The organism is Tabrizicola caldifontis (assembly GCF_004762095.1).
In the GTDB taxonomy this organism is placed as follows: Bacteria; Pseudomonadota; Alphaproteobacteria; order Rhodobacterales; family Rhodobacteraceae; genus Tabrizicola; species Tabrizicola caldifontis.
This window is the reverse complement of the sequence record NZ_SIJH01000001.1, coordinates 92,641-117,677: the sequence shown is the minus strand read 5'-3', so window position 1 is coordinate 117,677 and position 25,037 is coordinate 92,641. Positions and strand designations below refer to the sequence as shown.

The window sequence follows — 25,037 nt, the reverse complement described above, 5'->3', positions numbered from 1 at the left end:
GCCTTCCGGCACCGGTTGTCGTGGCCTGCGATGGCCCTCTTGCCTTGGCGGGGTGCGTCGGGCTAGATTTGATCAAATAGCGGGGCCGGGTACCGCGCCGGGTAGAATGGCGTGGGCAGGACAGGGGGAAACATGGCTGCGACGCCTAAGTCCGAGGCCAGGGCGGGCCTCAAGCTCATCAGTCCGACGGCAATCTACGTCATCCTTCTTCTGGCTGTGCCTCTGGCGACCGTGCTGGTGTATTCGGTGATGACGGGCGGCCGCGGCGTGGTGGCGCTGCCGCTGACCATCGAGAACTATGCCCGGCTGTGGTCGCAGCCGGTCTACGGCTTCATCATGTTCAAGTCGTTGATGGTGGCGCTTACGGTGACGCTGATCACTGTCCTGCTGGCCTATCCTGTCGCCTACTACGTCAGCTTCCATGTCAGGCCGGAACGGAAAAGCCTGTGGCTGTTCCTGATCACCATTCCCTTCTGGACCAGCTACATCATCCGCGTAAGCCTGTGGTTCGTGATCCTGGGCTATGACGGTGTTCTGGACCGCGCGCTGATTTCGCTGGGGATCATGGATACCCAGTTGAACTTTGCCAGCTACGGGATCCCGGCGATCATCTTCGTTCTGGCCCACGCCTATGCGCCGTTTGCCGTTCTGCCTGTCTTCGTGAGCCTCGAGAAGGTCGATCGCAGCCTGTTGGAGGCCGGCCAGGACCTGGGCGAGACGCGCTGGCGCACCTTCCTGCGCGTGACCTTGCCGCTTTCGATGCCGGGCGTCATTGCTGCTGCGCTGATCGTCTTCATCCCGACAGTCGGCGACTATGTGACCCCGCGTCTGGTGGGCGACGGCAAGGAGCCGATGATCGCCAACTTCATCGAGACGCAGCTCCTGCGCCTGCAGAACATGCCGCAGGGGTCGGCCTTTGCCGTGGCCTCGATGACGATGGTGGGTATCGTCAGCATCGCCTTCGTCCTGTTGAACCGCCGTTTCCTGCGAGGGCAGAAATGAAGAAGGCTCCGATCCTGCGCGGCTTCACGCTGGCCTATCTGCTGTTTCTGTACAGCCCCATCATCCTGCTGCCGATCTTTGCCTTCAACGACAGCCGGGTGGTCGCCTTTCCACTCACCGGGTTCACACTGAACTGGTTTTCCGAGATGCTGGGCGACGTGAACCTGCGCAATGCGGCGAAGAACAGCCTGATCATCGCGCTTTCGGTTGCCTCCCTTTCCACCGTGCTGGGCATTTTCGCTGCCCGCGCCTCGGTTCGCTACAGCTTTCCGGGCAAGGCACCGCTGATGGGGCTGATCATGCTGCCCCTGGTGTTGCCCGAAATGATCGTGGCCATGGCGCTTCTGGTCGTGCTTCTGTCATTGAACATCACGCTGTCCCTGCTGACCGTGATCATCGGCCAGACGCTGATCTGCACTCCCTTTGCCGTGGCGATCCTGACCTCGGCCTTCCAGTCACTTGACCGCTCTCTGGAAGAGGCGGCGATGGATCTGGGCGAAACGCAGTGGTCGACCTTCCGGCTGATCATCCTGCCACTGGTCATGCCCGGGATTCTGGTCAGCTTCCTGATCTGTTTCACCATCTCGTTCGATGAGTTCATCATCGCGAACTTCCTGGGTTCGGGCCAGCCGATCCTGTCGGTCTATATCTTCGGCCAGTTCCGCTTTCCGGCCAAGGTTCCGTCCATGCTGGCGCTGGGGACGGTGCTGGTCCTGTTCTCGATCATCCTGCTCGGCGTGGCCGAGTATTTCCGTCGCCGTGGCATCGCCAAGGCCGGCGGCAAAGATACCGGAGGCTTCCTGTGACCTTTTCCGACGACCGCCCGACGATGATCGAGTTCCGGGATGTCCACAAGTACTACGGCGACTACCACGCGCTGCGGGGGATCAACGGCACGATCAAGGCCGGGGAGTTCTTCTCGCTGCTCGGGCCTTCGGGCTGTGGCAAGACCACGCTTCTGCGCACCATCGCCGGGTTCGAGGATATATCCTCGGGCGTCGTGATGATAGACGGCAAGGACATGGCCGGCGTGCCGCCGAACGTGCGCCCCACGAACATGGTGTTCCAGTCCTATGCGATCTTTCCGCACATGACGGTCGCTGAAAACGTGGGCTTCGGGCTGCGCAAGGATCCACGCTCTAAGCAGGAAAAGGCCCGCGCCGTGGCCGAGGCGCTTGAGATGGTGGGGCTGAAGGGCTTCGGCAATCGTGCGGCGCATGCGCTGTCTGGTGGGCAGCGCCAGCGGGTGGCGCTGGCGCGCGCGCTGATCCTGAAGCCCAAGGTCCTGCTTCTGGACGAGCCGCTGTCGGCACTCGACAAGAAGATGCGCGAACACATGCAGGTTGAGCTGATCAAGCTGCAACGCCAGGTCGGCATCACCTTCATCCTGGTGACGCACGACCAGGAGGAGGCGCTGGTCATGTCCGACCGCATTGCCGTCATGTTCGAAGGCGAGATTGCCCAGCTTGCCGATCCCGAAACCCTTTATCGCCGGCCCAATTCGAAGAAGGTCGCCGATTTCATCGGCACGATGAACTTCATCCCGGCCGAGGTGCTTTCGGAAAGCGGTGACAAGGTGGAGGTAGAGGCCAAGGGGCTTGGTCGGGTCACCATCGACGCTTCGGCGGCGCCAGCCGCGAAAGGGGAAAGCCCGGTCGTGGGTCTTCGACCAGAGACGATGACCTTGCTCTATGACGACCAGAAGGCGATCGAGCGCGAGACTGCCGGGGTCATCGACGAGGTGATCTATTTCGGCGACATGACCTATTACGATGTCTATCTTGGCGGCACTGATGTCGAGGTGCGTCTGTCCATGCGAAACGTTCCCGGACGTCCGGTTCTGGATGTGGGAGAGAAGGTGCGCGTGGCCTGGAGTCCCTCGGCGCTGGTGCTGTTCCGCTAGGGCTGCACCCCTGCATCACGCCTCTGGCCGTTCCGGCCAACCGGCTCGACCAAGCGGGGGTCTGATACCCCCGCGCACCCGTGGAGTGTTTCGGAAGAAGCAAGCACACTTGCTCTTTTCCAAATGCTCTCAGGGGGCTTGGGGGCAGAATGCCCCCATCGCCGAGGAGGAGCGCGCAGGCGCGACGACGAGTGGAAAGCTGTGCGGCCGCACGGCCGCGCCGCATCAGAGGTCGGGGGCCAGCAGGCCCAGGCCACGCAGATAGATGCCGATGGCCGTTTCCAGCAGATCCTCGGGCGGCCAGGGCTGCGGGCCGCCATTGCCGCGCAGGAACAGTTCCACCACCCCATGGCTGACGGCCCAGACGTGGGCCGAGATCATGCTGGCCGGCGGGCGCCGGTCTGCGGGCAGGCCGCGCGCCAGGTTGTCTGCGGCCCGGTCCATCGTTGCCCGCGCCTTGGCGGCAACCTGCGCAAGGTCGGGATGTTTTCCCGGCTGCAGCCCGCTTTCGAACATGGCCTGATAATGGCCGGGATATTTGCGTGCGAAGGCCAGATAGGCGCGACCTGTTGCCTCGAAGGCAGCAATCGGCGAGGGGCGGCCTTCGTCAAAAGCGTATTCCAGAAGTGCCGCGAAAATGTCGAAGCCTTGCCTCGCGACCTCGGCCAGAAGGTCGTCGCGCCCCGCGAAATGCCGATAGACGGCCGCCGGTGTCACGTCCGCCGCCTTTGCGGCCTCGGACAGGGTAAAGCCCTGCGGCCCCTTTGCGACGATCAGCGTCAGCGCGGCCTCGACAAGGGCCTGCCGCAGGTTTCCGTGATGATAGCCGCGCTTCAAGGTCAGTCCTTCGGCCGAAGCTTCGGCCCGCCGCATATGCTGCTATCGACCTTGCCGATGGCCTTCGCGTCCTTGCCCGCATAGTCCACCGCGCCCAGGATCGTCTGGATCGCGGCGATGCGGGCACGCTTCTTGTCGTCGGACAGGATCACCGTCCAGGGTGCATTGCTGAAATGGGTGCGCTTCATCGTCTCGTCGATGGCGGCGCAGTAGTCGTCCCACTTCGCCAGGCCGTCCACGTCGATCTTCGAGAGTTTCCACTGCTTCAGAAGATCCTGTTCCCGCGCAAGGAAGCGGCGCAGCTGCTCTGCGCGCCCGACCTCCAGCCAGAGCTTGAGGAAGATGATGCCCTCATCGACGATCATCTGTTCGAATTCCGGCAGTTGGCGGAAGAACTTTTCGCGCTGGTCCGGCGTGCAGAAGCCGAAGACATGTTCGATCATCGCTCGGTTGTACCAACTGCGGTCGTAAAGTGCGATTTCGCCCTGTGCCGGGAACCAGTCGACATAGCGCTGGAAATACCACTGCTGGCTTTCGCGTTCGGTCGGTTTCGGCAGGGCCACGACATAGGCCTGCCGCGGGTTCAGGTTCTCGGTCGCCACCTTGATGGTCCCGCCCTTGCCGGCGGCGTCGCGCCCCTCGAAGATCACGATCATCCGCTGGCCCGAGGCCTTGATACCGGCCTGCATCTTGGCCAGTTCGATCTGAAGCGCGCTCATGTGGGTGTCATAGTCCTTGCGCTTCATCTCTTCCCGATAGGGGTAGGATCTTGTCAGGATCTCGTCCTTGCCGCCCTGTTCGATGGCCTTGCGCACGGCTTCGGGTGCGCCTTCGCGGAAATAGCGGCTGATTGCACCGTCGAATGGCAGGGTCATGTTGGGCCTCCCGTTTTGCCGCAGTATGGCGAATGGTCCGGTCAGCGCAATGCGGCGCGGTCGATGGCTGTGATCACCGTTTCGGGGTGCGAATGATGTGGCATGTGGCCGGCGCCCTTGATCACGGTCAGCCGCGCGTCGGGCAGCAGCCGCGAAAGCGGGCGTGAGTGGATGTCGATCGGAACGATCCTGTCCGCGCTGCCATGGATAAGCTCGACCGGCAGGGTCAGATCCCGGTAGCGGTGCTGCATCCCGACCAGTTCGGCGCGCAGAGCATTGACTTGGGCGGCATTCGCGGCCAGGGACTGACGCCGAAGGATCAGCGGCATGCCCAGGTGTTCTTCATAACCGGGTGGAACAGGGTCCGGCGCAAAGACATCGGCAGTGGCAGACCGGATATAGGCCCGCGGCACGAAGGCCGAGGCCAGCGGGACGGCCAGCGCCCGGCCGGGTTTCGTCGCGGTGACCCTGTACCAGGGGTCAAGCGTGCCGGGCCAGGGCAGCGAGGGCGAGCCAACCAGAACCAGCGACCGCGGTCCGCCCTCCAGCGCCCAGGCCAGCGCAACCGCGCCGCCGTAGCTTTGTCCAAGAACCACGGGATTGCGGACGCCAAGCCGCGCCAGCCCCGCCGCGATGTGCCGTGCCTGCGCGCGCAGCGACACCTCGTCAAGCGGGTCGGAATGGCCAAGGCCGGGGCGGTCAACCACTGTCACGCGGAACCGGTCGGTCAGCCGGTCGCGCAAGGCATGGGTGAGGTCGCGCAGGGAACCGGAGGCCCCGTGAATCATCACCAGATCGGGGCCGCTGCCGACCATTTCGTAATGCAGCTTCCGACCTTCGACAGGGATGAAATCGCCCGACGGGGGATAGGCTGCCAGAGCCGCCGCCTCGCGTGCCGAGGCGCGCCAGTGCGTGGCGCCGGCAATGGTCAAGGCTGCGATGAGGAGGCTAGCGGCCAATCTCGTTCAGGTCATATGGCGTGGTCTGGTAGATCTCGTTGATCCAGTTGCCATATAGAAGATGGGCGTGGCTTCTCCACCGGTTCAGGGGCGGCATCGCGGGGTTGTCATCGGGGTAGTAGTTCACCGGCACGTTGATCGGCGTGCCATTGGCCACGTCGCGGTCGTATTCCTGTTTCAGCGTGTCGCTGTCGTATTCGAAGTGGTTGAAGATGTAGAGCGCCCGATGCGCTGCATCCTCGACCAGACAGGGGCCGACTTCGTCGGAGCCAAGCAGTGTCTTCAGGCCCGGAACGGCGTCGATCTCGGCCTGTTTCATCTCGGTCCAGCGGCTGACCGGGATCACGAAGTCATCCGAGAAACCGCGCAGATAGGGCGATGTCGGGCAAAGGTTCCTGTGCCGGAAGCAACCGAAGGCCTTGGCCGGCAGCATGTGTTTCTGGACCCGGTGGAAATGGTAGATCATCGCCATCCCCCCCCAGCAGACGCCGAAGGTGGAATGCACGTTGGTCTGGGTCCAGTCGAAGACTTCGCACAGTTCGCCCCAATAGGTGACTTCCTCGAAGGGCAGGTGCTCGACCGGTGCGCCGGTAATGATGAGGCCGTCGAACTTTTCTTCCTTCACCTCCTGGAAGGGTCGGTAGAAGGTTGCCATGTGTTCGGCCGCGGTGTTCTTCGTCTGATGCTCCGTCATGCGGATCAGTTGCAGGTCGATCTGCAGGGGCGTGGCGCCAATCAGGCGGGCGAACTGGTTCTCTGTCTGGATCTTCTTCGGCATCAGGTTCAGAAGCCCGATGCGCAGCGGGCGGATGTCCTGCCGCGCCGCGCGTTCGGGCGTCATGACCATGACGCCCTCGTTCCGCAGAACTTCAAAGGCGGGCAGGGTCTCGGGCAGGGTGATGGGCATCTTTCGCGTCCTTCTGGAGCGGTGGATGTAGAGGGATCAGACCTGACGATCAAGCGCGCGGGCGATCAGAGCGTCGAAGTCTGTGGCGGTGCGCACGGCTGACACCTCTTCCGCCGTCACGGTGACGCCCCAGCGCGCCATGGCGGCATAGCGCGGCTGGCGGTGTGCCAGCGCGCGGGCATAGGTCCAGCGCACGAAATGATCTGGATCGCAGGATTCTTCAGTAACATCGTGGGTTGCGCGGTATTCTTCCCACATCGCATGAAGAAAGTCCGGCTGGTAATACATCGGCTTGGGCGCGCGATCGAAGCGGCGGACCAGTTCTGCCGTATGCGCCTCGGACCCCTTGATCCAGACCAGAAGCAGCGTGTCGGACAGCTGCCGCATCACCGGGTCGCCGGGATCGTCCGGCTCCACAACCTCGCAGATCGAGCCGGAGGTGTCGCAGACGAAATTCGGATAGCCGTAGATCTCCTCGGCCCGTTCGATGAAGCGGGCGGTGTCAAGGGTAGCTGCGATTTCGGCCTGGCGGTGCTGTTCCTGCCGCTTCATGTATTCGGCAAAGGGCACGCCGCCTCGTGCCGGGTCGCCGGGCTTTCCCAGATAGGTGGACAGGGGCGCAAGGTTGTCGAAGGTGATGTTCGACGCGATGTAGACGCTGTCGGTCATCAGCAATTCCCGAAGCAGCGGCACCTTCATCGCCTCGCGCTTGAAATTGTCGGCGATGTATTCGCCCATGTAGCGGGTGCCGATCCGGTAATCGACCGAGTAGTGGAACCACGACCCCTGGTCGCGCAGCATGTTGGCAAGATGGGTCTTGCCCAGGCCCGACATGCCGAACAGCATCACCCGCTTGCGTGGGGCGGCCAGATAGTCCTTGCCGGAAGCATATATCATCGCGTCACCTCTTCGCGGCCTGTGTTAGCCGCGTGCCTTTGGCTTCACAACGAAAAACCCCGCCAGAAGGCGGGGTTTGCAGCGGCAGTACGCAAGGCTCAGAAGGTGTAGCCGACGCGGATCCCGACACCAAGCCCATGGTTTCCGCTGAAGCTTGCGCTGACCGGCGGGTTCGTCGTCGCATCACCGATATCGACATACCGGATGCCGCCGGTGATCTTGAGGCTGTCCATCGTATAGGTGACGGCAAGGCCCGCGCTTCTGAACCCGTCGGTTGGGCCGAGGTTGCCCGTCAGTTCGCCATCGGCCGGCTCATAGCCAAGGATCACCGCGCCGGACCAGTTTTCGCTGAAGCGTCTTCCGATGCCAAGATTGTAGGTCACCCGATCGTTCGGATAATCGACCAACGCTTGCCCCGAGGTGGCGAGCAGATAGGCAGGCGGTGCGATCACGAATTCCGACCAGTCCACCCAGCGGATCGAACCGAACAGCAGTGTGTCCTTGGCGATGCCCGTCTGGAATTCCAGGTTGAGAGATTGCGGCACCTCTGTCTCGAAGCCGGCGGCCACCACGCCGAATTCAAGCGACTCCAGTTGATGCGTGATCGCCGAATTGTAGGTCAGCGCCACCCGCGCGGCAATCTCGGGCTTTTCCCAAGCGACACCAACGACATAGCCGAATTCGGAATCGTCATTTGTGTCGAGCGTGTAGCCCCCCAATACCGGATGCGACACCAGCGGTATCGACACCTCGCCGTGCACGGTCTGATACCGCAGGCCGCCATAGAGCGAGACGTTGCTTTCGAACCTGTAGCGCAGCAGGGCGGTGACGGCGCTGGACGTCAGCGTCGCGGTTGTTCCGGCAAGCGGATAGGACAGCGGTCCGAATGTGCCGGGGTAGGCCACATCGGCGCCGATCGGCTGGTCCACGATGACGGCAAGGGCCATCCGGTCGCCGATGTCCATCTTGTAGCCGAGACTCCAGGAATTGAAGCTTGACGACATGTCGCCCGAAGGAAGCAGCCCGCCCAGAACCGAGCCTGTGACCGTCGGATCGAAATGCCCGAAGCTCAGTTCCGCGTAGCGGCCCTTCTCCAACAGGATCGCGACTGATTGTGTCGAACGCTCGACACCCCCGGCCTGCGCCCCGGATGCAGCGGCCGCCAGCGCGGCGGCCGAGCAGAGAATACGTTTCATTTCCCCCATCCCATTTGCGAGATTTCCCCTGACCGAAACGCTAAGCGCAGGTTGAAAACCGGTCAATTGATGACGCCGCGTCACGGATTCGTGACCTTGCGCTGTTGCCTGTCCGCACGGGTTTCGGCGTTCAGATTGATCCATATGCCCAGAAAGATCAGGCCGGCGCCCAGGAACAGGCTGGCCTCGACCGGTTCGGCGTAGAACACCGCGCCAATGGCCGCGATGATCGGCAGGCGGGCGAAATCGACCGGCACCACCACATTGGCCGGCGCCAGCGACAGGGCCGTGGTCAGGCAGAGATGCGCAGTCACGCCCGCAACTGCGATGACGCAAAGCCACGGCAGGGTGGCCAGTGATGGCAGTGCAACCCTGCCGTCCCACAGCACCATGACGCCACCCAGAACCGCCTGCATCAGCGTCAGCCAGAACAGGATCGCGATGATGGGCTCGTTCCGGGTCAGCCGCTTGGTCATCAGCGTCGTCGAGGCGAAGAAGAAGGCGGCGCCGGCGGCGGCCATGATGCCCGGGTCAAGGGCGGCGAAGTCGGGGCGGGCGACCACCAGGATGCCGGCAAAACCCAGGGCCGCCGCCAGAAGCCGCGATCGGGTAAGCCGTTCGCCAAGGACCAGCGGCGCCAGCAGCATGACCCAGATCGGCGAGGTGAACTCCAACGCGAAGACCTGGGCCAGCGGAATCAGGGTGATTGACCAGAACCACAGCGACTGGCCGGTGAAATGGAACAGGTTGCGCAGAACGTGGCTGCCCAGCCGGTCAGCCGTGATCTGACCCTGCCGCCCCAAGGCAAGCGCCGCGCCGACGACGATCAGCCAGCCGATCACCGACCGGTAGGCCAGGATTTCAAAGGTGTCATGCTCGCCCCCGATCTCGCGCGTGGCAATGGCCATCGAGGTGAAGGCCGCGATGGAACCCGTCATCCAGAGCGCGGCGGCAAGGGGGTGGTGGGTCTGAGTCATGAGGCCGGACCCTCGCTGCGCCGGGCGGCAATGTCCAGAGGCGCCGGGATCGATGTTGATTTCGCGCCACATCCCGAAAGTTGCGGTCTCTCGGGCTGATGCAAGGCCAACAGACATCTGTTAACCTGTTTTCAATTTCAAGTGAACTTGGAGGAGCGAGTAGTGCGTTATCTCATCTCTGTCGCTGCGGCGCTTGCGCTTTCATCTGCCGCGGGATCGGCGTCGGCCCAAGGCGCCGACTGGTCGGGCCTTTATGGTGGTCTGTCGATGGCCACACATGACGGGGGAAACTACTACGACGGAAGCGACACGGTAACCTACGATCTGGAGGGGCGCCGCGTTCGGCGCCTTCATCGGGTACAACTGGGGCAACGGACCGCTTGTGTACGGGGCTGAACTGGCCGCATCGAAGGGTGGGGTATACGAGGTCGAACCGGACGGTGGCACCAGCTACAAGGACGAGTATGAATATACCCGCTTCCTCGACCTGAAAGGGCGTGTCGGATACACCTTCCACAATGTTCTGCTGTACGGCACGCTTGGAGTTTCGCGTGCATCCTTCCTGTCGGATGAAACGGTGACAATCGACAAGACAGGCACGGTTTTTGGCCTGGGCGCCGATTACCAGTTCGGTGGGCGCTATTTCGTGGGCGCGGAATATCTGCGCCGGCAGTATGACTTCTACGACTTCAATCAGGGGTCTGATATCGAGGGTGATATCAATACCTTCACCCTGCGCGGCGGATTCAGGTTCTGAACGCGGGCGACGGATCCACGCTTTGACCGACGGTTTCCGGGTCACAAAGGGCCGCCCCATGGGGCGGCCCTGTCGTATTTCGGCGTTCCGACCGTGGGCAAAGCCCGGCCGGGGGCAACCGGGCTATTCCAGCTCGATCGTTCCCGGCGGCTTTGATGTGCAGTCGTAGAAGACCCGGTTGATGCCCTTGACCTCGTTGATGATCCGCGTCGCGGTTTCCGACAGGAATTCGTGGCTGAACGGGTAGTAGTCCGCGGTCATCCCGTCCACGCTGGTCACCGCGCGCAGGGCCAGCGCATAGTCATAGGTCCGCCCGTCGCCCATCACCCCCACGGTGCGCATCGGCAGGATCGCGGCGAAGGCCTGCCAGATCTCGTCGTAAAGCCCGTGGCGGCGGATCTGGTCGATATAGACCGCATCGGCCCGGCGCAGGATGTCTAGCTTTTCCCGCGTGATCTCACCCGGGCAACGGATCGCAAGGCCCGGTCCGGGGAAGGGGTGGCGGCCGATGAAGGCCTCGGGCAGGCCGAGCTCGCGGCCAAGCGCGCGCACCTCGTCCTTGAACAGTTCGCGCAGCGGTTCGACCAGCTTCAGCCCCATCTTCTCGGGCAGGCCGCCGACGTTGTGGTGGCTCTTGATCGTGACCGAGGGCCCGCCCGAGAAGCTGACCGATTCGATCACGTCCGGGTAAAGCGTGCCCTGGGCAAGGAAGGTCGCCCCGCCGACCTCGGCCGCGTGTTTCTGAAAAACGTCGATGAAGAGCTTGCCGATGGTCTTTCGCTTCACCTCGGGGTCGCTGACGCCCTCCAGCGCAGAGAGGAACAGATCGCTTTCGTCGGCATGGATCAGGCGCATGTTGTAATGGTCGCGGAACATGGAGACGACCTGTTCCGCCTCGCCCAGCCGCAGAAGCCCGTGATCGACGAAGACGCAGGTGAGCTGGTCGCCGATCGCCTCGTGAATCAGGACGGCGGCGACGGACGAATCCACCCCGCCCGACAGTCCGCAGATCACCTTGGCCTCGCCCACCTGTTCCCGGATCTTGCGGATCGCCTCTTCCCTATAGGCGCCCATGGTCCAGTCGCCCCTGAACCCGGCGAGGCGCACGAAATTCTCGAACAGCTTCGCGCCCTTGGGGGTATGGTGTACCTCGGGGTGGAACTGGACGGCGTAAAAATGGCGTTCGGGGTCGGCGGTTATGGCGAAGGGCGCGTTGGGCGAGGTGCCCAGCACCTGGAAACCGGGGGCGAGCTTCGAGACATGGTCGCCGTGGCTCATCCAGACCTGTTCGCGGGCCAGAGGGCCGTCCTCGGGCGGGAACCAGCCGGCAAGGATCGGATGGGTCAGCTCGGTGGGGCTGACATAGGCCTTGCCGAATTCGGCCGTGCCGTGCCCACCTTCGACCTGGCCGCCGAGGCAGTGCATCATCACCTGCTGGCCGTAGCAGATGCCAAGGATCGGCACGCCCAGATCAAAGAGGCCCGCAGGGGGCATTGGGGCGCTCTCCCAATACACACTGGCCGGACCGCCCGAAAGGATCACCGCCTTCGGCGCGAAGTCGCGCAGGAAGGCCTGGTCCACCCGATTGTAGGGGTGGATTTCGCAATAGACCTTCAGTTCGCGCAGGCGGCGGGCGATCAGCTGCGTCACCTGGCTACCGAAGTCGATGATCAGAAGGCGGTCATGGGCTTGGGTCATGCGCCCGCGTAGCGCGAGGTTTCGGCCGAAGCAAGGGGGTGGCGGGGCCCGGAGCCGGGGTTACGCCCCGCGGACCCGGTCGGAGGGGTCGGTCGCTGCAGGCAAAGGTCGGAATCCCCGCCGGCTCTTGTCGCTTTTGGTTGGCAGGTGACGGAAACGGGGGACGGCACGGCAAGGTTTGGCGGCATAAGGGCGGCAAACTGACGGAGGTCTTAGATGAACGAAGTGGCAGGGCGCCGGGCGCGCAGTGGGGGCGGCGCAAGCCGCCGGGCGGAACGCACCGCGATCAGCTTCGAGACCGCGCGCTTCATCCAGCGCAACATCCCGAACTTCGAGATCCTGAACGAGGAAGCGCTTCAGATCATCGAGCACAACGCCGAGACGGTGCTGGAAGAGATCGGGGTCAACTTCGTCGAAAACCCCGAGGCGCTGGAGCGTTGGCGCCAGGCGGGTGCCGACGTGAAGGGCGAACGTGTGCACATCCCGCGAGGTCTGGCCCGCAAGCTGTGCGCAACTGCGCCGTCCAGCTTCACCCAGCACGCCCGAAACCCGGAGCGCAATGTCGAGATCGGGGGACGCAATCTGGTTCTGGCGCCGGTCTATGGCCCCCCCTTCGTGCGCGACATGGAAGGCGGTCGCCGCTATGCGACGCTGGAGGACTTCCGCAATTTCGTGAAGCTGGGCTACATGTCGAAATGGCTGCACCATTCCGGCGGCACGGTCTGCGAACCTACCGACATTCCCGTGAACAAGCGGCACCTGGACATGCTGCTGGCGCACATGACGCTGTCGGACAAGCCTTACATGGGGTCCGTCACCGAACCCTCGCGTGCCGCAGATTCCGTGGCGATGTCGAAGATCCTGTTCGGAGATGACTTCGTTGACCGCAACACGGTGATGACGTCGCTTATCAACATCAACTCGCCGCTCACCTTCGACGGCATCATGATGGGCGCGCTGGAGGTCTATGCCAAGGCCAACCAGGCAGCGATCATCAGCCCGTTCATCGTCGGCGGCGCCATGGCCCCGGTGACGGTGGCGGGGACGCTGACGCAGGTGCTGGCCGAGGTGCTGGCAGGTGTGGCCTATTCGCAGCTGATCCGTCCGGGCGCACCGGTGATCTTCGGCGCCTTCGTGACCTCGATCGACATGAACTCGGGCGCGCCCACCTTCGGCACGCCCGAGGCCGCGCACATCACCTACGGCGCGGGGCAGCTGGCGCGGCGGATGAACCTGCCCTACCGGTCGGGCGGGGCATTCTGCGGCTCGAAGCTTCCGGATGCGCAGGCGGCTTACGAGACGGCGAACAGCCTGAACATGGCGCTGCTGGCTGGGGTGAACTTCATGCTGCACGCCTGCGGCTGGCTGGAGGGTGGGCTGGTATCGTCCTACGAGAAGTTCGTGATGGACGCCGACCAGCTGGGCACGCTGCACCATCTGGCACAAGGCATCAGCATGGACGAGAACGGCCAGGCCATGGACGCGATCCGCGAGGTGGGGCCGGGCGGCCATTACCTGGGATGCTCGCATACCCAGGCCAACTTCAAGACAGCCTTCTGGCGGTCGGACCTGCTGGATTACAAGCCATTCGAGACCTGGGCCGAGGAAGGCAGCCGCGACACGCAGACGCTGGCCGCCGAACGGGTGAAGAAGCTGCTTGGCGATTACCAGCCCCCGGCGCTGGACGAAGGCATCCGCGAGGCGCTGGAGGCCTTCGTGGCGACCCGCAAGGCCGAGATGCCGGACGCCTTCATCTAAGCGTCGGCTAAACCGGGCGAAGGGGCGGCGCAAGGGCCGCCCCCTTTCTATTTCAGACCATCTCAGACCATCGCGTTGCGCCGCAGCAGCTGTGCTTCAGCCAGAAGGGCAATCAGCACTTCGATGTGGCGCGCCGCCGAATAGCGCGCATCACCCTGCTGGCGCGTTGCCTCCAGTTGTGCTTCTGCCTCGATCAGGCGCGGCACGGTTTCTTCAGGTGACCCGACCGACCGGACCAGGCGGCGCAGATCGCGGTCGCGGTGGTATTCTGCCAGACCGAACCGCGCCGCGCGCATGAGAAGCCGCGGGCGACGCAGGGTGGCAAGCAGGATCCAGACATCCGACATGGGGCACTCCATCCTTTGGTGGAGGTGACTATGCAGTAGAACAACCCAGCGTTGCGCGCTGAGCCAGGCAGCGCGCGGAGGTTACCGAAAAGTTTAGGATTTCGGATCAAGGGTTAAGGCCGGCCGAACGCTTAACAAACAGGTAACCATTTCCACCCAAGGTTGCGGATGTCCCTGGCCGGACTTCGCCTGAATGCTCGGGGTGGACAAAGACGGGACGATCGACTTGCCAGACCTGGCTGCTGCCAGCCTGCCTTCCTGGCTGCCCGCTGCCGTGCGCCACTACCTTGACCATACGGAGGAGGGCACGTCCCTTCGCGCGCTTGCGCGGCGCGAGGGGATGCATGCTTCCACGATCCTGCGCCAGGTGCGCCGCTTCGAAGGCCGGCGCGAGGATCCTCTGATGGACGAGGCGCTTGATGCGATTGCCCGACTGGCCCAGCGACCGGCCGACGACCCAGCCCGAAAGGAAGACGTACCCATGTCAGCTGCCATGCGTCACACCGCAAAGACTGTCCTTTGTGACGAAGCCGCCCTTGCCCGCGAAGGCCGCCGGGTCTTGCGCCGACTGGTCGAGCCGGGAGCGGTCCTGGCCATTGCCCCGGAGATGGAGAAGGCGGCCGTGCTGCGCGAACTGCCCGATGGCCGCAGCCTGCGCACCGCAGTGCTGGACCGTGCGGTGGCGCAAGCTTTCATCCTCAAGGACTGGATCGCCTGCCGCAAGGCGGGCCGGGTTTCGGCCTACGAGATCACGGCGGCGGGCCGTGCCGCGTTGAGGCGGATGACCGAGGAGGAAGAGCGGCGGCGTCGGGGTCTGGCCGAGGCAGGCGCAGAGTTCGGCGATCAGCACCGGCATTGGGATGAGCGTGAGGTGATCGACGACGACGGGCCGCGCAAGGTGCGCTACAATGTTGCGGAAAGCCCGGTCGCGCTTCTGGGTCGCAGACTGGACCGGGACGGCAAGCCCTTTCTCGAGCCCGATCTGGTGGACGCAGCCGAACGGCTGCGCGAGGATTTCGAGCTGGCGCAGATGGGTCCGCGCGTGGCGCAGAACTGGGACAGGTTTCTGACCGGCGGTGACCGGGGCACGTTCAGGCCCGACAGCGGTCTTGCCGAGGGGCCTTCGCAGGCCAGGGCGCGGGTGGCTGCGGCACTGCGCGATCTGGGGCCTGGGCTGGGTGATGTCGCATTGCGCTGCTGCTGCTTCCTGGAAGGGCTGGAGGTCGCCGAAAGGCGTCTGGGCTGGGCAGCGCGTTCGGGCAAGATCGTCCTCAGGATCGCGCTGATGCGTCTGAGACGGCATTACGACGAAACCTATGGCAAGGCCGGCCCGCTGATAGGCTAGGGCGGATCAGGCCCCCGCGCCGCGCAGGATCAGCACAAGCGAAACCGCCCCCAGCCAGACCGAGGCCAGCCGCCGCAGCAGTTGCAGCGCGCGCGGCTGGCCGCGCGACCCGCCCCGCAGCGCGGCACCTGTTGTTGCCCAAAGCAGGGCCACTGCCACGACCAGCCCCGCGAAGATGGTCAGATTTGTGCCCAGCCGTTCGGGCGAAGGCAGGATTGCCAGCCCGAAGATCAGCGCCTTGGGATTGAGCGCCGTGGTCACGAACACTGCGCGGGCATCGACAGGGCCCACCTCTCCCGTGGCGGGCAGACCCCACAATCGAACCGCCAGCACCGCCACCCACATCCCTGCTGTCAGCGTGACGGCAGCATGCAGCCCTGGCCAGGCGGCCAGCACCGTCGCGCCGACCAGCGCCAACGGCAGGATTGTCGTCAGATAGCCCGCCAGTTCCGCCGGGATGAGCCGTGCCGCGCCGGCAAGGCCGCGTTCGGCCCCCGCGACCAGCATCAGCGTGTTTGTCGGCCCCGGTGTCACCAGCAGCGCAATCACGGCTAGGGTCAGTTCCGGCAATGTCATCATTTTCTCCTCATGGCGCCTGTCTGCCCCGTCGGCAAGTTCCGGTCCTTGACCCGGATCAAGTCTTGTCCCTTTCGCAAGGGGGGTGAGCAGCGTTGTGGGGGCTCTTCGCGTTGCCTTGGCGGCCGTTTGGCCTTATCTGGCAGGAAGGACGGTCCGTCAGGGGGGAACTTTCGTGCGCGACCTCAAGCTTTCCGAACAGCGCCACCCCGAAAAGGCGCATCGGCCGGACAATGCCCAGCCAAAGAAACCGTCCTGGATCCGGGTAAAGGCGCCGACGTCGGAAGGCTACAGGCAGACCCGCAACATCCTGCGCGAAAAGAAGCTGGTCACCGTCTGCGAAGAGGCCGGTTGCCCCAACGTGGGCGAGTGCTGGTCCCAGGGCCACGCCACCATGATGATCATGGGCGAAATCTGCACGCGCGGCTGCACCTTCTGCAATGTGGCGACCGGCAAGCCGCAGGCGCTTGATCCCTTCGAGCCAGGCCGCGTGGCCCATGCCGTGGCCGAGCTTGGCCTGAACCATGTCGTTGTCACCTCGGTCGATCGTGACGACCTGCCCGATGGCGGGGCAGAGCATTTCGCACAGACGATCCGGGCGATCCGACACCGCCGGCCCGAGACGACGATCGAGGTGCTGATTCCCGATTTCCTGCGATGCGGGCCCGAGGCGCTGGAAGTCGTGGTCGCTGCGCGACCGGACGTGCTGAACCACAACCTTGAAACAGTGCCGGGGCTTTATCCCGAGGTGCGCCCCGGTGCGCGCTATTTCCACAGCCTGCGGCTTCTGCAGCGGGTAAAGGAGCTTGACCCGCTGATGTTCACCAAGTCGGGCATCATGGTCGGTCTGGGCGAGGATCGGCAGGCCGTGCTGCAGGTGATGGATGACATGCGGTCGGCCGGTGTCGATTTCCTGACCATCGGCCAGTATCTGCAACCGACGCCAAAACACCACGCCGTGGCCCGCTTCGTCACGCCCGAGGAGTTCAAGGCCTATGAGACTGCCGCCTGGGGCAAGGGGTTCCTCATGGTCTCGGCCACGCCGCTGACGCGGTCCTCGTACCATGCGGGCGACGATTTCGCCCGCATGCGGACGGCCCGGCAGGCGGGGCGAGGCTGAGGCGATTTTTCACAAAAAATCAGAAACGCATGCGTATCGGGCCGCTGTTGCAGACCACGATGCACCAAGTGTGGGTCAGCAGCAGGTGAATCCCGCGTCTTCTGGCCTCGGCAATGAAGCGGTCATGGCCGGCTTCGGCAGCAACCCAAGCCGATGGCGCGAAGCACGAAACCCCCTTGGGCGGATCTGGCGGAGAGGACTTGATCGATCCAGGCATCAGGATCTGTGGTTCGGTGACGGCAACAGGAAACGCACATTCCGCCAGCATCGCCGCGGCAGATTGAGGACAGTTTTCCCCCGTCATGGAACCCCGGGCACGGCCATAAGGTATTCTGCGACGGCCACCCGATCGCCTTCCGGCAGGCGGGCCATGTTTTCCACCACATGCACCATGTGCCCGCCAACGCTGTCGAAGTCCGGGGTGAAGCCGGTTGTCAGGTATTGCACGATTTCTGCTGCGCTCCAGCCCAGCGCGGTGGGCGTGATGTTCGGAATGTGGCCCTGACCCGAGGGGTTCGGCGCCCCGGCCAGCCAGCGCGAGGTATCCATGCCGCCCAGCGCGTCGCGGGGCGTGTGGCATTCGCCGCAATGGGCCAGCGCCTCGACGATATAGCGGCCGCGGTCTGCGGTGGGTGTCAGGTTGCCGTCCCGTGCCCAGCCTTCGTTCAGATACAGCAGCTTCCAGATGCCCAACATCCCGCGGATCGAGAAGGGGAAGCCGATCTCGTGCGGCTTGCTGGGCGTGGGATCGGCCGGCAGTGTCCTGAGAAAGGCGTAAAGATCCGCCACGTCCTGCATCCGCATCCTGGCATAGGAGGTGTAGGGCAGTGCAGGGTAGTAATGTTCGCCGCCCGGGCTGACGCCGCGTTTCAGTGCATTGGCGAGGTCCAGAAGGCTCCAACCGCCGATGCCGTGAACCGGATCTTGGCTTATGTTCGGTGCGATGAACGTGCCGAAGTCCGATGGAAAGCGCTGCCCCCCGGAAAGCACCAGTTGCGCCTCGCCCCTGGCGCCCTCGGCCATGTGGCACGAAGCGCAGCCGGCTGCCCAGAACACCTGCTCGCCGCGCGCGGCGTCGCCGCTCAGGCCCGCCACGGCAGAGGCAGGTAGTGGCTTCGGCCGCGCCAGATACCACAAGCCCCCCGCGCCCATAACCGCAAGCACTATCAGCCAGCGCAAGACCCGCATTGCTCGCCCTTTCCTTTGTCGCTTTGCGTCGCTGTCCAGCCTAGGGGGCCGGACGGGCCTGTCCAGTCACGGTTTCGCGGACAGGCGGTTCACCGTCAGCCATTCGGGCCAGCCGAAGGCCCATTCCCAGGCGCCGATCGCGATGCACACTGCGATCACGCCGAGGACCAGCTTCACCCGGCCTTCCGAGGGTGGATTCTGTGCCCAGCGCTTGGCGCGGACCAGCCAGTGAATGATGTTCATGCCGATTCCACGAAGCGCACCTTGCCAATATAAGGCAGGTTGCGGTTCCTTTGCGCGAAGTCGATGCCGTAACCGACGACAAACTCGTCGGGAATTTCGAAGCCCGTCCAGTCGGCCCTGACCGGCACCTCCCGCCGCGAGGGTTTGTCAAGCAGTGCGCAGGTCTTTAGCCGCGCGGGTTCGCGCGCCTTCAAGAGGTGCAGGACATGGGACAGGGTAAAGCCCGTGTCGATGATGTCCTCGACCACCAGCACGTCGCGCCCTGCAATCTCTCCTCTCAGATCCTTCAGGATGCGCACCTCGCGGCTGGAATGCATAGCATCGCCGTAGCTGGAGGCTTCCAGGAAATCCACCTCTACCGGCAGGTCGATCTCGCGCACGAGATCGGCGATGAAGACGAAGGATCCGCGCAGAAGGCCCACCACCACCAGCTTGTCGGTGCCCCGGAAATGCTGGGTGATCTCGCGCGCAAGGGTCTCGACCCGGGCGGCAATGGCCTTGGCGCTGATCATCTGGTCGATGACATATTCGGACATGTGCCTTCCCCGCGCGTCATCCGGCTTTAACCCTCCCTTCCTTGCGCCAAGCTGGCACGGTTTCAAGAGGAGTATTGCGATGCAACGGTTGCTGATGGCCATCCGTGCGGTCGGGCCTGCCGCGCCGCTGCCGATTTCGGCGCAGCCGGAAGATGACATCAAGCGCTTTGGGTCCGGCTGATGTTCGCGCGCGAGGACAAGACGCGATGGTTCCGAAGCTTGAGGTTCCGGTCTCGCGTGGGCATGCGCGGGCACAGGCGGATCTCGGATACCTTCACGAAAAGGGCCCTGGTCGCCCCAGGGACAAGGTGCGTGGCCAGGAACTTGCGCTGGCATCGGCAGAGCAGGGCTTTGCCACCGCCAGGCAAGACGTGGGCAGTCGCCATCAGGATGGCTTGGCCGGCGTGCCGGTTGATGAGGTGAAGGCGCGTGAATGGTACCGGAAGGCCGTGGCAGAGGACTGTCTGCCATCGTTGACGGCGCCCGGACACATGCTGTTGAACGGGAAGGGGGGCGGCGGATCGGACCACGTTGCTGGCCTTTCTTGAGCATGCGGTCTACCTTGGAGATCCGATCGCAACCGGTGAACTGCCCTGCAAGACGAGGGCGGCCACGGTGTCGATCATTAAGAGGAACATGCCCGCAGACCGTGCGGGGTGGCGGCGGCCCACCGCCTTGACCGGGCGGAAGGCGACTGTGGCAAGATGCTGGAACAGGGCGATTCCGGGCTGTCAAACATGCTTCGGGCCGATGCCTTCCATCAGCGATCGGCCGGGCAGGAATACTCGATGGCGGGAATGGACCCTGCCGAGATGATCAGGGCCGACCCTGATGCCGACGATGACCAGCAGGTTGAGCCGCTGGCCTGGTGCCACTGGGCCGCGGTGAAACCACCCATTTAGTTTGTCACCGGTCAGGACGGCCGCTGCATCCAGTTCGAGGCCGAACAGTCAGCCGACGCCCTGGCACGCGCACACGCCCTTGCCGACTTGCCGAAACCTTCTGACCCCGCGACAGGGCGGCGCTTGATCTTCGGGGCCGGGCAGGCCACATGTCGGAAAAAGCCCGACTGCAATGCCAACCCATTCCGAGACCAAGCGCCTGCCCTACACGGCACGCCAGATGTACGATCTGGTGGCCGATGTCGCATCCTATCCGAAATTCCTGCCCTGGAACTCGGCCGCCCGCATCCGGTCGCGCCGCCCGATCCCCGGTGGCGGCGAGGTAATGGAGGCCGATCTGGTGATCAGCTTCAAGGTGTTCCGTGAACGCTTCGGCAGCCGAGTGACGCTTTGGCCGGATGCGCTGAAGATAGACACCGAATACATAGACGGCCCTTTCCGCCACATGAAATCCAACTGGGCCTTCCGCGACGTGCCCGGTGGCTGCGAGGTGGATTTCCACGTCGATTTCGAGTTCCGCAATGCTATCCTTCAGGGCATCATCGGCGTGGTGTTCAACGATGCCATGTTGCGGATCGTGCGCGCCTTCGAACGCCGCGCGGCAGAGCTTTACGGGCCTGTCGCGGCACCCGGCAAGGAACAGGGACAGGGATGAGCAACCGCACGGAAACCCGCCCGATGGGGATCATAACTGCCGCGGCGGGGATGCTGATGCTGATCCTGGTCGTCTGGGTGCTTTACGTCGCGCAGAACGTGCTGATCCCTATCGCCTTTGCCGTGGTCGTGGCCTTCGTCCTCTGGACGGTGGTCGACTGGATGGGGCGGGTGCCGGGGCTCAGGCACATGCCGCTTTTCCTGCGCCATGCGCTCGTGCTGGGGCTTTTCGTCTGGGCCATCGTGCTGCTGATCGGCACGCTGCGCAGCAACGGCGAAGTGCTGGTGCAGCGCCTGCCGCAATATACCGCGAACATTCTGGGTCTCGTTAAGCGGCTGGACGACGCCTACCGGATCGACGAATTCATTCCCGGCGGGCTGTCCTCGGTCGTCGCTTCGAACATCGACGTGACCGGGGTCGCGCGGCAGGCGCTTGGCGCGATGGGCAGCCTTGGCGGGCTGATCGTGCTGATCCTTCTCTATACCGCCTTCCTGATGATTGAATACACCGGTTTCGTGCGCAAGCTGCACCTTGCCTTTCCGACCGGCAAGAAGGCCGATCAGCTGATCGCCTTGTCATCTGACATAAACAGCAGGATCGGCGGCTTCCTTGCGGTCAAGACGCTGATCAACATCGTCCTGGGGGCGCTGAGCTATGTCGCGCTGAAATGGATGGGGGTAGAGCTTGCGGGTTTCTGGGCGATCTACATCGGGGTGCTGAACTATACGCCCTACCTGGGATCGGTGGCGGGCGTCGTGGCCCCGACGCTTATGGTCCTGGCCCAGACCGGCGAGATCAAGGCAACCCTCATCGCCATGGCGGTGCTGTCGGCGCTGCAATTCGTCATCGGCTCGCTCATCGAGCCTCAGGTCATGGGGCGCCGGATCAACCTGTCGCCGATGATGGTGCTGGTGGCGTTGGCCTCGTGGTATGCGCTCTGGGGCCTGCCGGGGGCGGTCCTGGCCGTGCCGATGACGGTGATCATCCTGGCCGTGCTGGGCGCGGTTTCCTTCACCCGGCCGATTGCGGTGCTTCTGTCGAACGACGGCAAGATCGGAGATCCGAGACGAAGCGATTGATCTGACGCAACGGAAAGCCGCCTGGCGGACGTTAATGGGAAATTCAGCGAACGAGGGTTCCATGCGTATCGTCGCCGTGTTCCTGTCCCTGCTGCTTTCCGCCTTGCCCGCCTCCGCCGAGACCGTGCGGCTTGGCGATCGCTCCTACGAAATACAGCTGCCCGCCGAGCCGCGCGGCGCACCGCTGATCCTGGCGCTGCATGGCGGGGGTGGCAATCCTGGCCAGTTCGCCCGCAGTTCCGGCTTTGGCCGGGCTGCGGTCAAGGCAGGATACGCCGTAGTCTTTCCGGCCGGCACCGGCCGGCGGGGCGACCGACTGCTGACCTGGAACGCCGGCTACTGCTGCGCGTCGGCCGCCCGGAATCGGGAGGACGACCTCGGGTTCCTGGCCCGTGTTGTCAAGGACGCACAGGGCCGCTTCGGTCTTGGCGCTTCGGTCTACCTTACGGGCATGTCTAATGGCGCGATGATGGCCGAGACCTTCGCTGCCCGGCACCCCGCGCTGGTGACGGCCGTCGCGGCCGTGTCGGGCACGATGGACACAGGCTCGATCCGGGTTCGCGAGCCGGTGCCGGCGCTGATCATCCATGGCACGGCCGACGCCATGGTGCCCTATGCTGGCGGCAAGGGCGCTTCCTCGCTGACGCGCACCGAGTTTGCCTCGGTCGCCTCGGTGGTGCGGGCATTCCTCGCCCCCTGGGGCAGCGGTCTGGAGCAAACCGACCGGCAGATCGACCGTCGCGACGACGGCACCTCGGTCACGGTGACGGACTACCAGAAGCAGGGTCGCGTGATCTTGCGGCTGATCACGATCGAGGGCGGCGGCCACAACTGGCCCGGTGGACGCAAGGCAGGGCGTTTGCCCGCCAATGACGGTGCCGTGACACAGGAAATCGACGCCAACGCAGAAATCCTGCGCTTTTTCGCGACGCATCCGTGATTTCCCGGTCAGACAGCCCGTTTCATGCAGTCATCGCCTGCGGCCCTGCTGGCGTGGTGACGCAATCGACGTGGAGGGGGGGAACCTAAGCCAAGGCCATTGCCAGCAGGCGCAGAGCATGCGCCGTCGCGGCCTCGCGCACTTTCGGGCGGCCAAGTGCCCCGAACTCCACCGTCTCGCACAATGTCGGCCGGCCACGGCGGGCCAGAGCAAAGCAGACCCGGCCCTCGGGCTTGAACTCCGATCCGCCGGGGCCCGCTATTCCGGTGATCGATACGGCCAGATCGGCGGCTGAGCGCGCCAGCGCGCCATCGGCCATTTCTCGCGCCACCGGTTCGGATACCGCGCCATGGGCCGACAGGGTCTCGGGCCGGACGCCCAGCATTTCGACCTTGGCGGCGTTGGAATAGGTGACGAAGCCGCGGTCGAAAACGTCGGATGATCCTGGAACATCGGTCAGGGCCGCCGCCACCATGCCGCCTGTGCAGCTTTCCGCCGTGGCGATCCGCAGACCCCAGTAGCGCGCCTGCGCCAGAAGCTCGGCCACCTTCACCCCAGCCATGGCTGCACCACGCCATGCCAGAGGCCAGCCAGCACGACCGAGACGATCCCGGCGAAAAGCCCCGCCCAGATGTCATCGAGCATCACCCCCGTCGTGCCCCCCATCCGGTCGGCCCGGCCCGCAAGCCACGGCTTCCAGATGTCGAACAGGCGGAACAGAAGGAAGGGCACCAGCCAGCCCGGCCATGCCCCAAGCGCCAGTCCCGCGACCCCGTGCCACCACAGGGGCAGGACGGTGAAGCACAGCGCCAGAAGCTGACCCGCCACCTCGTCGATCACCACTTCCGAGGGGTCCTCGCCTCCCGTGGCCCGCAGATAGGGCGGCACCGCCCAGAACCCGGCCAGCACGGCCAGCACGAACCCCGCCGGCACCAGAAGCGCCAGCCCCGCCTCATAGGCCACGACCGCCAGCGCGACGGTGACCGCGCTGGCCCAGGTCCCGCTGGCGGGCCGCAGGTAGCCCACACCGAAGAAGGTGGCGATGGTCGTGCTCATGGTCTCACCAGGGTTGCCGTGGCAAGGGCGGCGATGCCTTCCTCGCGGCCGGTGAAGCCCAGCCGTTCCGAAGTGGTCGCCTTGACCGAGACGCGGCCCGGCCCGACGCCCATGATCCGCGCCAGTTCCGCTTGCATCTCAAGGGCATGCGGGCCGATCTTCGGGCGCTCGCAGACCAGCGTCACGTCGCAGTTGCCCAGCTCATACCCCCGCGAACGGGCCAGGCCCATGGCATGGGACAGGAAGATGTGGCTGGGCGCGCCCTTCCATTGCGGATCGCTGGGCGGGAAGTGACGGCCTATGTCGCCCTCGGCCAGGGCACCGTAGATCGCGTCGGTCAGTGCGTGCATGCCCACATCTGCGTCGGAATGACCCAGAAGGCCCTTGTCATGCGGCACCCGCACCCCGCACAGCCACACATGATCACCTGCGCAGAAGGCATGCACGTCATAGCCGTGGCCCAGCCGCACATCCATGTTGCGCCCCTTCAGGATTGCCTCGGCCCGTGCGAAATCGCCCGGCCAGGTCAGTTTCAGATTGCTTTCCTCGCCCTCGACGATGGTCACGTCAAGACCTGCGGCGCGGGCGACCTCGACATCGTCGGCCGCCCCACCCGGATGCGCAAGATGTGCCGCCAGGATCGCCGCAAAGCGGAAGGCCTGGGGCGTCTGTGCGCGGTAGAGGCCCGCCCGGTCCAGCGTGCCGGTCACCCGCCCCCCCGCGCCGCGCCAGAGCGCATCCGAGATCGCCAACGCAGGGGCCGCGCCCTCGCTGTCGTCCAGCGCTGCCACCAGCCGGTCGATAAGTGCCGGCGAAACCAGCGGCCGGGCCCCATCATGGATCAGCACCTTGTCGATCCCCGACCCCTGAAGCGCCCGCAGCCCTGCCAGAACCGAGGCATCGCGCGTTGCCCCGCCCTCGACCAGCCGGACCGAGGGCGGCAGGTCAAGCGCCTCGGCCCTGCCGCGGTCGTCGGGATGGATCACCAGCACCACTGGCAAACCGGCAAATGCCGCCAGCGTATGTGCCAGCACCTGGCGGCCGGCGAGCATCTGCCATTGCTTCGGCACCTCGCCCCCCACGCGGCTGCCGCGCCCGGCGGCAACGATGATGACAGCTGTCTGCATGCGACATTCCTTTTCCTGAACCTCCCTAATCTCTCTGTCCGCGCCTGACAATCTGGCGTGAGGTGATGAGGATCTGCCTAATATTTGTGCATCGCATGTTTTTCAGCCATTATGGAGGCGTCGTTGCCTTGGACCTGATCACCGGGCGGGGTAACAC

Annotated in this window: 29 protein-coding genes; 13 read left to right on the top strand and 16 right to left on the bottom strand. The window is 64.5% G+C overall.

Annotated features, from left to right (window positions below):
* The first annotated feature begins 132 nt into the window (after nt 1-132).
* The 3 genes from EYB42_RS00560 to EYB42_RS00550 are packed head-to-tail and all read left to right on the top strand — an operon-like array spanning nt 133 to nt 2,905.
* Nucleotides 133-1,002, top strand: a complete 870-nt coding sequence (locus tag EYB42_RS00560; RefSeq protein ID WP_135447053.1) for an ABC transporter permease — start codon at nt 133-135, stop codon at nt 1,000-1,002.
* Nucleotides 999-1,808: an ABC transporter permease gene (locus EYB42_RS00555; protein ID WP_135447051.1), complete on the top strand. Its 810-nt coding sequence runs from the start codon at nt 999-1,001 to the stop codon at nt 1,806-1,808. The genes EYB42_RS00560 and EYB42_RS00555 overlap by 4 nt, the downstream gene beginning before the upstream one ends.
* A gap of 23 nt (nt 1,809-1,831) precedes the next feature.
* Nucleotides 1,832-2,905: an ABC transporter ATP-binding protein gene (locus tag EYB42_RS00550; protein WP_205909942.1), complete on the top strand. Its 1,074-nt coding sequence runs from the start codon at nt 1,832-1,834 to the stop codon at nt 2,903-2,905.
* A 225-nt stretch (nt 2,906-3,130) separates the two neighbouring features.
* Here the strand turns inward: EYB42_RS00550 and EYB42_RS00545 are convergent, their stop codons facing one another.
* The 7 genes from EYB42_RS00545 to EYB42_RS00515 form a co-directional block, all read right to left on the bottom strand.
* Nucleotides 3,131-3,778, bottom strand: coding sequence for a TetR/AcrR family transcriptional regulator (locus EYB42_RS00545; RefSeq protein ID WP_135447047.1), 648 nt, complete (start codon nt 3,776-3,778; stop codon nt 3,131-3,133).
* Nucleotides 3,745-4,617, bottom strand: coding sequence for a polyphosphate kinase 2 (gene ppk2 / locus EYB42_RS00540; RefSeq protein ID WP_135447045.1), 873 nt, complete (start codon nt 4,615-4,617; stop codon nt 3,745-3,747). Before ppk2 ends, EYB42_RS00545 begins: the two co-directional genes overlap by 34 nt.
* Before the next feature lie 41 nt (nt 4,618-4,658).
* Nucleotides 4,659-5,576, bottom strand: coding sequence for an alpha/beta fold hydrolase (locus EYB42_RS00535; protein ID WP_135447043.1), 918 nt, complete (start codon nt 5,574-5,576; stop codon nt 4,659-4,661).
* Nucleotides 5,566-6,483, bottom strand: coding sequence for a homoserine O-acetyltransferase MetA (gene metA / locus EYB42_RS00530; protein ID WP_135447041.1), 918 nt, complete (start codon nt 6,481-6,483; stop codon nt 5,566-5,568). Before metA ends, EYB42_RS00535 begins: the two co-directional genes overlap by 11 nt.
* A gap of 36 nt (nt 6,484-6,519) precedes the next feature.
* Nucleotides 6,520-7,380, bottom strand: a complete 861-nt coding sequence (locus tag EYB42_RS00525; RefSeq protein WP_135447039.1) for an ATPase — start codon at nt 7,378-7,380, stop codon at nt 6,520-6,522.
* A gap of 98 nt (nt 7,381-7,478) precedes the next feature.
* Nucleotides 7,479-8,576, bottom strand: coding sequence for an outer membrane beta-barrel protein (locus EYB42_RS00520; RefSeq protein WP_135447037.1), 1,098 nt, complete (start codon nt 8,574-8,576; stop codon nt 7,479-7,481).
* An 80-nt stretch (nt 8,577-8,656) separates the two neighbouring features.
* Nucleotides 8,657-9,553 carry a DMT family transporter gene (locus tag EYB42_RS00515; protein WP_135447035.1) on the bottom strand — a complete coding sequence of 299 codons (897 nt, stop codon included), beginning with the start codon at nt 9,551-9,553 and terminating at the stop codon, nt 8,657-8,659.
* A gap of 162 nt (nt 9,554-9,715) precedes the next feature.
* Between EYB42_RS00515 and EYB42_RS00510 the strand changes: the two genes are divergently transcribed.
* On the top strand, nt 9,716-9,949 hold the full coding sequence (locus tag EYB42_RS00510; RefSeq protein WP_135447032.1) for a hypothetical protein: 234 nt from the start codon (nt 9,716-9,718) through the stop codon (nt 9,947-9,949).
* A complete protein-coding gene (locus EYB42_RS00505) occupies nt 9,936-10,310 on the top strand; it encodes an outer membrane protein (RefSeq protein WP_240783901.1) in 375 nt (124 codons plus the stop codon). Before EYB42_RS00510 ends, EYB42_RS00505 begins: the two co-directional genes overlap by 14 nt.
* Nucleotides 10,311-10,433: 123 nt before the next feature.
* On the opposite strand, the gene guaA is transcribed toward EYB42_RS00505, so the two are convergent.
* The gene (guaA, locus tag EYB42_RS00500; protein WP_135447028.1) at nt 10,434-12,008 is read right to left on the bottom strand and encodes a glutamine-hydrolyzing GMP synthase; all 1,575 of its coding nucleotides are present in this window, start codon (nt 12,006-12,008) and stop codon (nt 10,434-10,436) included.
* A 216-nt stretch (nt 12,009-12,224) separates the two neighbouring features.
* Here guaA and EYB42_RS00495 point away from each other — a divergent pair, with 216 nt between their 5' ends.
* Nucleotides 12,225-13,766 carry a trimethylamine methyltransferase family protein gene (locus EYB42_RS00495; protein ID WP_135447026.1) on the top strand — a complete coding sequence of 514 codons (1,542 nt, stop codon included), beginning with the start codon at nt 12,225-12,227 and terminating at the stop codon, nt 13,764-13,766.
* 62 nt (nt 13,767-13,828) lie between these two features.
* Here EYB42_RS00495 and EYB42_RS00490 read toward each other — a convergent pair whose 3' ends face one another.
* On the bottom strand, nt 13,829-14,113 hold the full coding sequence (locus EYB42_RS00490) for a DUF6477 family protein (protein WP_135447023.1): 285 nt from the start codon (nt 14,111-14,113) through the stop codon (nt 13,829-13,831).
* Between the two features lie 193 nt (nt 14,114-14,306).
* Between EYB42_RS00490 and EYB42_RS00485 the strand changes: the two genes are divergently transcribed.
* Entirely contained in the window at nt 14,307-15,458 is a 1,152-nt protein-coding gene (locus tag EYB42_RS00485) for a DUF6456 domain-containing protein (protein WP_135447021.1), read from the top strand.
* A gap of 6 nt (nt 15,459-15,464) precedes the next feature.
* Here the strand turns inward: EYB42_RS00485 and EYB42_RS00480 are convergent, their stop codons facing one another.
* The gene (locus EYB42_RS00480; RefSeq protein WP_240783899.1) at nt 15,465-16,037 is read right to left on the bottom strand and encodes a hypothetical protein; all 573 of its coding nucleotides are present in this window, start codon (nt 16,035-16,037) and stop codon (nt 15,465-15,467) included.
* A 172-nt stretch (nt 16,038-16,209) separates the two neighbouring features.
* Between EYB42_RS00480 and lipA the strand changes: the two genes are divergently transcribed.
* Entirely contained in the window at nt 16,210-17,154 is a 945-nt protein-coding gene (gene lipA / locus EYB42_RS00475) for a lipoyl synthase (protein WP_135447020.1), read from the top strand.
* Nucleotides 17,155-17,454: 300 nt separating this feature from the next.
* On the opposite strand, the gene EYB42_RS00470 is transcribed toward lipA, so the two are convergent.
* From EYB42_RS00470 to hpt, 3 genes are all read right to left on the bottom strand, one after another.
* Nucleotides 17,455-18,342, bottom strand: coding sequence for a c-type cytochrome (locus tag EYB42_RS00470; protein ID WP_135447018.1), 888 nt, complete (start codon nt 18,340-18,342; stop codon nt 17,455-17,457).
* A gap of 66 nt (nt 18,343-18,408) precedes the next feature.
* The gene (locus EYB42_RS17235; protein WP_167850868.1) at nt 18,409-18,585 is read right to left on the bottom strand and encodes a hypothetical protein; all 177 of its coding nucleotides are present in this window, start codon (nt 18,583-18,585) and stop codon (nt 18,409-18,411) included.
* The gene (gene hpt / locus EYB42_RS00465; RefSeq protein ID WP_135447016.1) at nt 18,582-19,121 is read right to left on the bottom strand and encodes a hypoxanthine phosphoribosyltransferase; all 540 of its coding nucleotides are present in this window, start codon (nt 19,119-19,121) and stop codon (nt 18,582-18,584) included. Before hpt ends, EYB42_RS17235 begins: the two co-directional genes overlap by 4 nt.
* A 152-nt stretch (nt 19,122-19,273) precedes the next feature.
* Here hpt and EYB42_RS17790 point away from each other — a divergent pair, with 152 nt between their 5' ends.
* From EYB42_RS17790 to EYB42_RS00440, 5 genes are all read left to right on the top strand, one after another.
* On the top strand, nt 19,274-19,669 hold the full coding sequence (locus tag EYB42_RS17790) for a tetratricopeptide repeat protein (protein ID WP_135447014.1): 396 nt from the start codon (nt 19,274-19,276) through the stop codon (nt 19,667-19,669).
* Between the two features lie 108 nt (nt 19,670-19,777).
* Nucleotides 19,778-20,023, top strand: coding sequence for a hypothetical protein (locus EYB42_RS00455; protein WP_135447012.1), 246 nt, complete (start codon nt 19,778-19,780; stop codon nt 20,021-20,023).
* Nucleotides 20,024-20,195: 172 nt separating this feature from the next.
* Nucleotides 20,196-20,678, top strand: a complete 483-nt coding sequence (locus tag EYB42_RS00450) for a type II toxin-antitoxin system RatA family toxin (protein ID WP_135447009.1) — start codon at nt 20,196-20,198, stop codon at nt 20,676-20,678.
* Complete coding sequence (locus EYB42_RS00445) at nt 20,675-21,757, top strand: AI-2E family transporter (RefSeq protein WP_135447007.1); 1,083 nt, start codon at nt 20,675-20,677, stop codon at nt 21,755-21,757. Before EYB42_RS00450 ends, EYB42_RS00445 begins: the two co-directional genes overlap by 4 nt.
* A gap of 61 nt (nt 21,758-21,818) precedes the next feature.
* Nucleotides 21,819-22,697, top strand: a complete 879-nt coding sequence (locus tag EYB42_RS00440) for an alpha/beta hydrolase family esterase (protein ID WP_167850866.1) — start codon at nt 21,819-21,821, stop codon at nt 22,695-22,697.
* A gap of 85 nt (nt 22,698-22,782) precedes the next feature.
* Here EYB42_RS00440 and EYB42_RS00435 read toward each other — a convergent pair whose 3' ends face one another.
* From EYB42_RS00435 to EYB42_RS00425, 3 genes are read right to left on the bottom strand one after another with little or no spacing between them, the layout of a single operon-like run.
* Nucleotides 22,783-23,250 (bottom strand): CinA family protein, encoded by a 468-nt coding sequence (locus EYB42_RS00435; protein WP_135447440.1) that lies wholly within the window; start codon nt 23,248-23,250, stop codon nt 22,783-22,785.
* Nucleotides 23,247-23,753, bottom strand: a complete 507-nt coding sequence (locus tag EYB42_RS00430) for a phosphatidylglycerophosphatase A family protein (RefSeq protein ID WP_135447003.1) — start codon at nt 23,751-23,753, stop codon at nt 23,247-23,249. Before EYB42_RS00430 ends, EYB42_RS00435 begins: the two co-directional genes overlap by 4 nt.
* A complete protein-coding gene (locus EYB42_RS00425; protein ID WP_135447001.1) occupies nt 23,750-24,880 on the bottom strand; it encodes a bifunctional 2-C-methyl-D-erythritol 4-phosphate cytidylyltransferase/2-C-methyl-D-erythritol 2,4-cyclodiphosphate synthase in 1,131 nt (376 codons plus the stop codon). The genes EYB42_RS00430 and EYB42_RS00425 overlap by 4 nt, the downstream gene beginning before the upstream one ends.
* Between the last annotated feature and the right edge of the window lie 157 nt (nt 24,881-25,037).

What these genes read in the sequence shown, in the direction of transcription:
- EYB42_RS00440 (WP_167850866.1), top strand. Translation starts at nt 21,819, where the DNA reads ATGCGTATCGTCGCCGTGTTCCTGTCCCTGCTGCTTTCCGCCTTGCCC.
- hpt (WP_135447016.1), bottom strand. Translation starts at nt 19,121, where the DNA reads ATGTCCGAATATGTCATCGACCAGATGATCAGCGCCAAGGCCATTGCC.
- EYB42_RS17235 (WP_167850868.1), bottom strand. Translation starts at nt 18,585, where the DNA reads ATGAACATCATTCACTGGCTGGTCCGCGCCAAGCGCTGGGCACAGAAT.
- EYB42_RS00470 (WP_135447018.1), bottom strand. Translation starts at nt 18,342, where the DNA reads ATGCGGGTCTTGCGCTGGCTGATAGTGCTTGCGGTTATGGGCGCGGGG.
- EYB42_RS00515 (WP_135447035.1), bottom strand. Translation starts at nt 9,553, where the DNA reads ATGACTCAGACCCACCACCCCCTTGCCGCCGCGCTCTGGATGACGGGT.
- EYB42_RS00495 (WP_135447026.1), top strand. Translation starts at nt 12,225, where the DNA reads ATGAACGAAGTGGCAGGGCGCCGGGCGCGCAGTGGGGGCGGCGCAAGC.
- EYB42_RS00430 (WP_135447003.1), bottom strand. Translation starts at nt 23,753, where the DNA reads ATGAGCACGACCATCGCCACCTTCTTCGGTGTGGGCTACCTGCGGCCC.
- EYB42_RS00480 (WP_240783899.1), bottom strand. Translation starts at nt 16,037, where the DNA reads ATGATGACATTGCCGGAACTGACCCTAGCCGTGATTGCGCTGCTGGTG.
- EYB42_RS00485 (WP_135447021.1), top strand. Translation starts at nt 14,307, where the DNA reads ATGCTCGGGGTGGACAAAGACGGGACGATCGACTTGCCAGACCTGGCT.
- EYB42_RS00555 (WP_135447051.1), top strand. Translation starts at nt 999, where the DNA reads ATGAAGAAGGCTCCGATCCTGCGCGGCTTCACGCTGGCCTATCTGCTG.
- EYB42_RS00490 (WP_135447023.1), bottom strand. Translation starts at nt 14,113, where the DNA reads ATGTCGGATGTCTGGATCCTGCTTGCCACCCTGCGTCGCCCGCGGCTT.
- EYB42_RS00425 (WP_135447001.1), bottom strand. Translation starts at nt 24,880, where the DNA reads ATGCAGACAGCTGTCATCATCGTTGCCGCCGGGCGCGGCAGCCGCGTG.
- EYB42_RS00560 (WP_135447053.1), top strand. Translation starts at nt 133, where the DNA reads ATGGCTGCGACGCCTAAGTCCGAGGCCAGGGCGGGCCTCAAGCTCATC.
- EYB42_RS00520 (WP_135447037.1), bottom strand. Translation starts at nt 8,576, where the DNA reads ATGAAACGTATTCTCTGCTCGGCCGCCGCGCTGGCGGCCGCTGCATCC.
- EYB42_RS00450 (WP_135447009.1), top strand. Translation starts at nt 20,196, where the DNA reads ATGCCAACCCATTCCGAGACCAAGCGCCTGCCCTACACGGCACGCCAG.
- metA (WP_135447041.1), bottom strand. Translation starts at nt 6,483, where the DNA reads ATGCCCATCACCCTGCCCGAGACCCTGCCCGCCTTTGAAGTTCTGCGG.
- EYB42_RS17790 (WP_135447014.1), top strand. Translation starts at nt 19,274, where the DNA reads ATGACATCAAGCGCTTTGGGTCCGGCTGATGTTCGCGCGCGAGGACAA.
- EYB42_RS00545 (WP_135447047.1), bottom strand. Translation starts at nt 3,778, where the DNA reads ATGCGGCGGGCCGAAGCTTCGGCCGAAGGACTGACCTTGAAGCGCGGC.
- EYB42_RS00525 (WP_135447039.1), bottom strand. Translation starts at nt 7,380, where the DNA reads ATGATATATGCTTCCGGCAAGGACTATCTGGCCGCCCCACGCAAGCGG.
- guaA (WP_135447028.1), bottom strand. Translation starts at nt 12,008, where the DNA reads ATGACCCAAGCCCATGACCGCCTTCTGATCATCGACTTCGGTAGCCAG.
- EYB42_RS00445 (WP_135447007.1), top strand. Translation starts at nt 20,675, where the DNA reads ATGAGCAACCGCACGGAAACCCGCCCGATGGGGATCATAACTGCCGCG.
- EYB42_RS00550 (WP_205909942.1), top strand. Translation starts at nt 1,832, where the DNA reads ATGATCGAGTTCCGGGATGTCCACAAGTACTACGGCGACTACCACGCG.
- ppk2 (WP_135447045.1), bottom strand. Translation starts at nt 4,617, where the DNA reads ATGACCCTGCCATTCGACGGTGCAATCAGCCGCTATTTCCGCGAAGGC.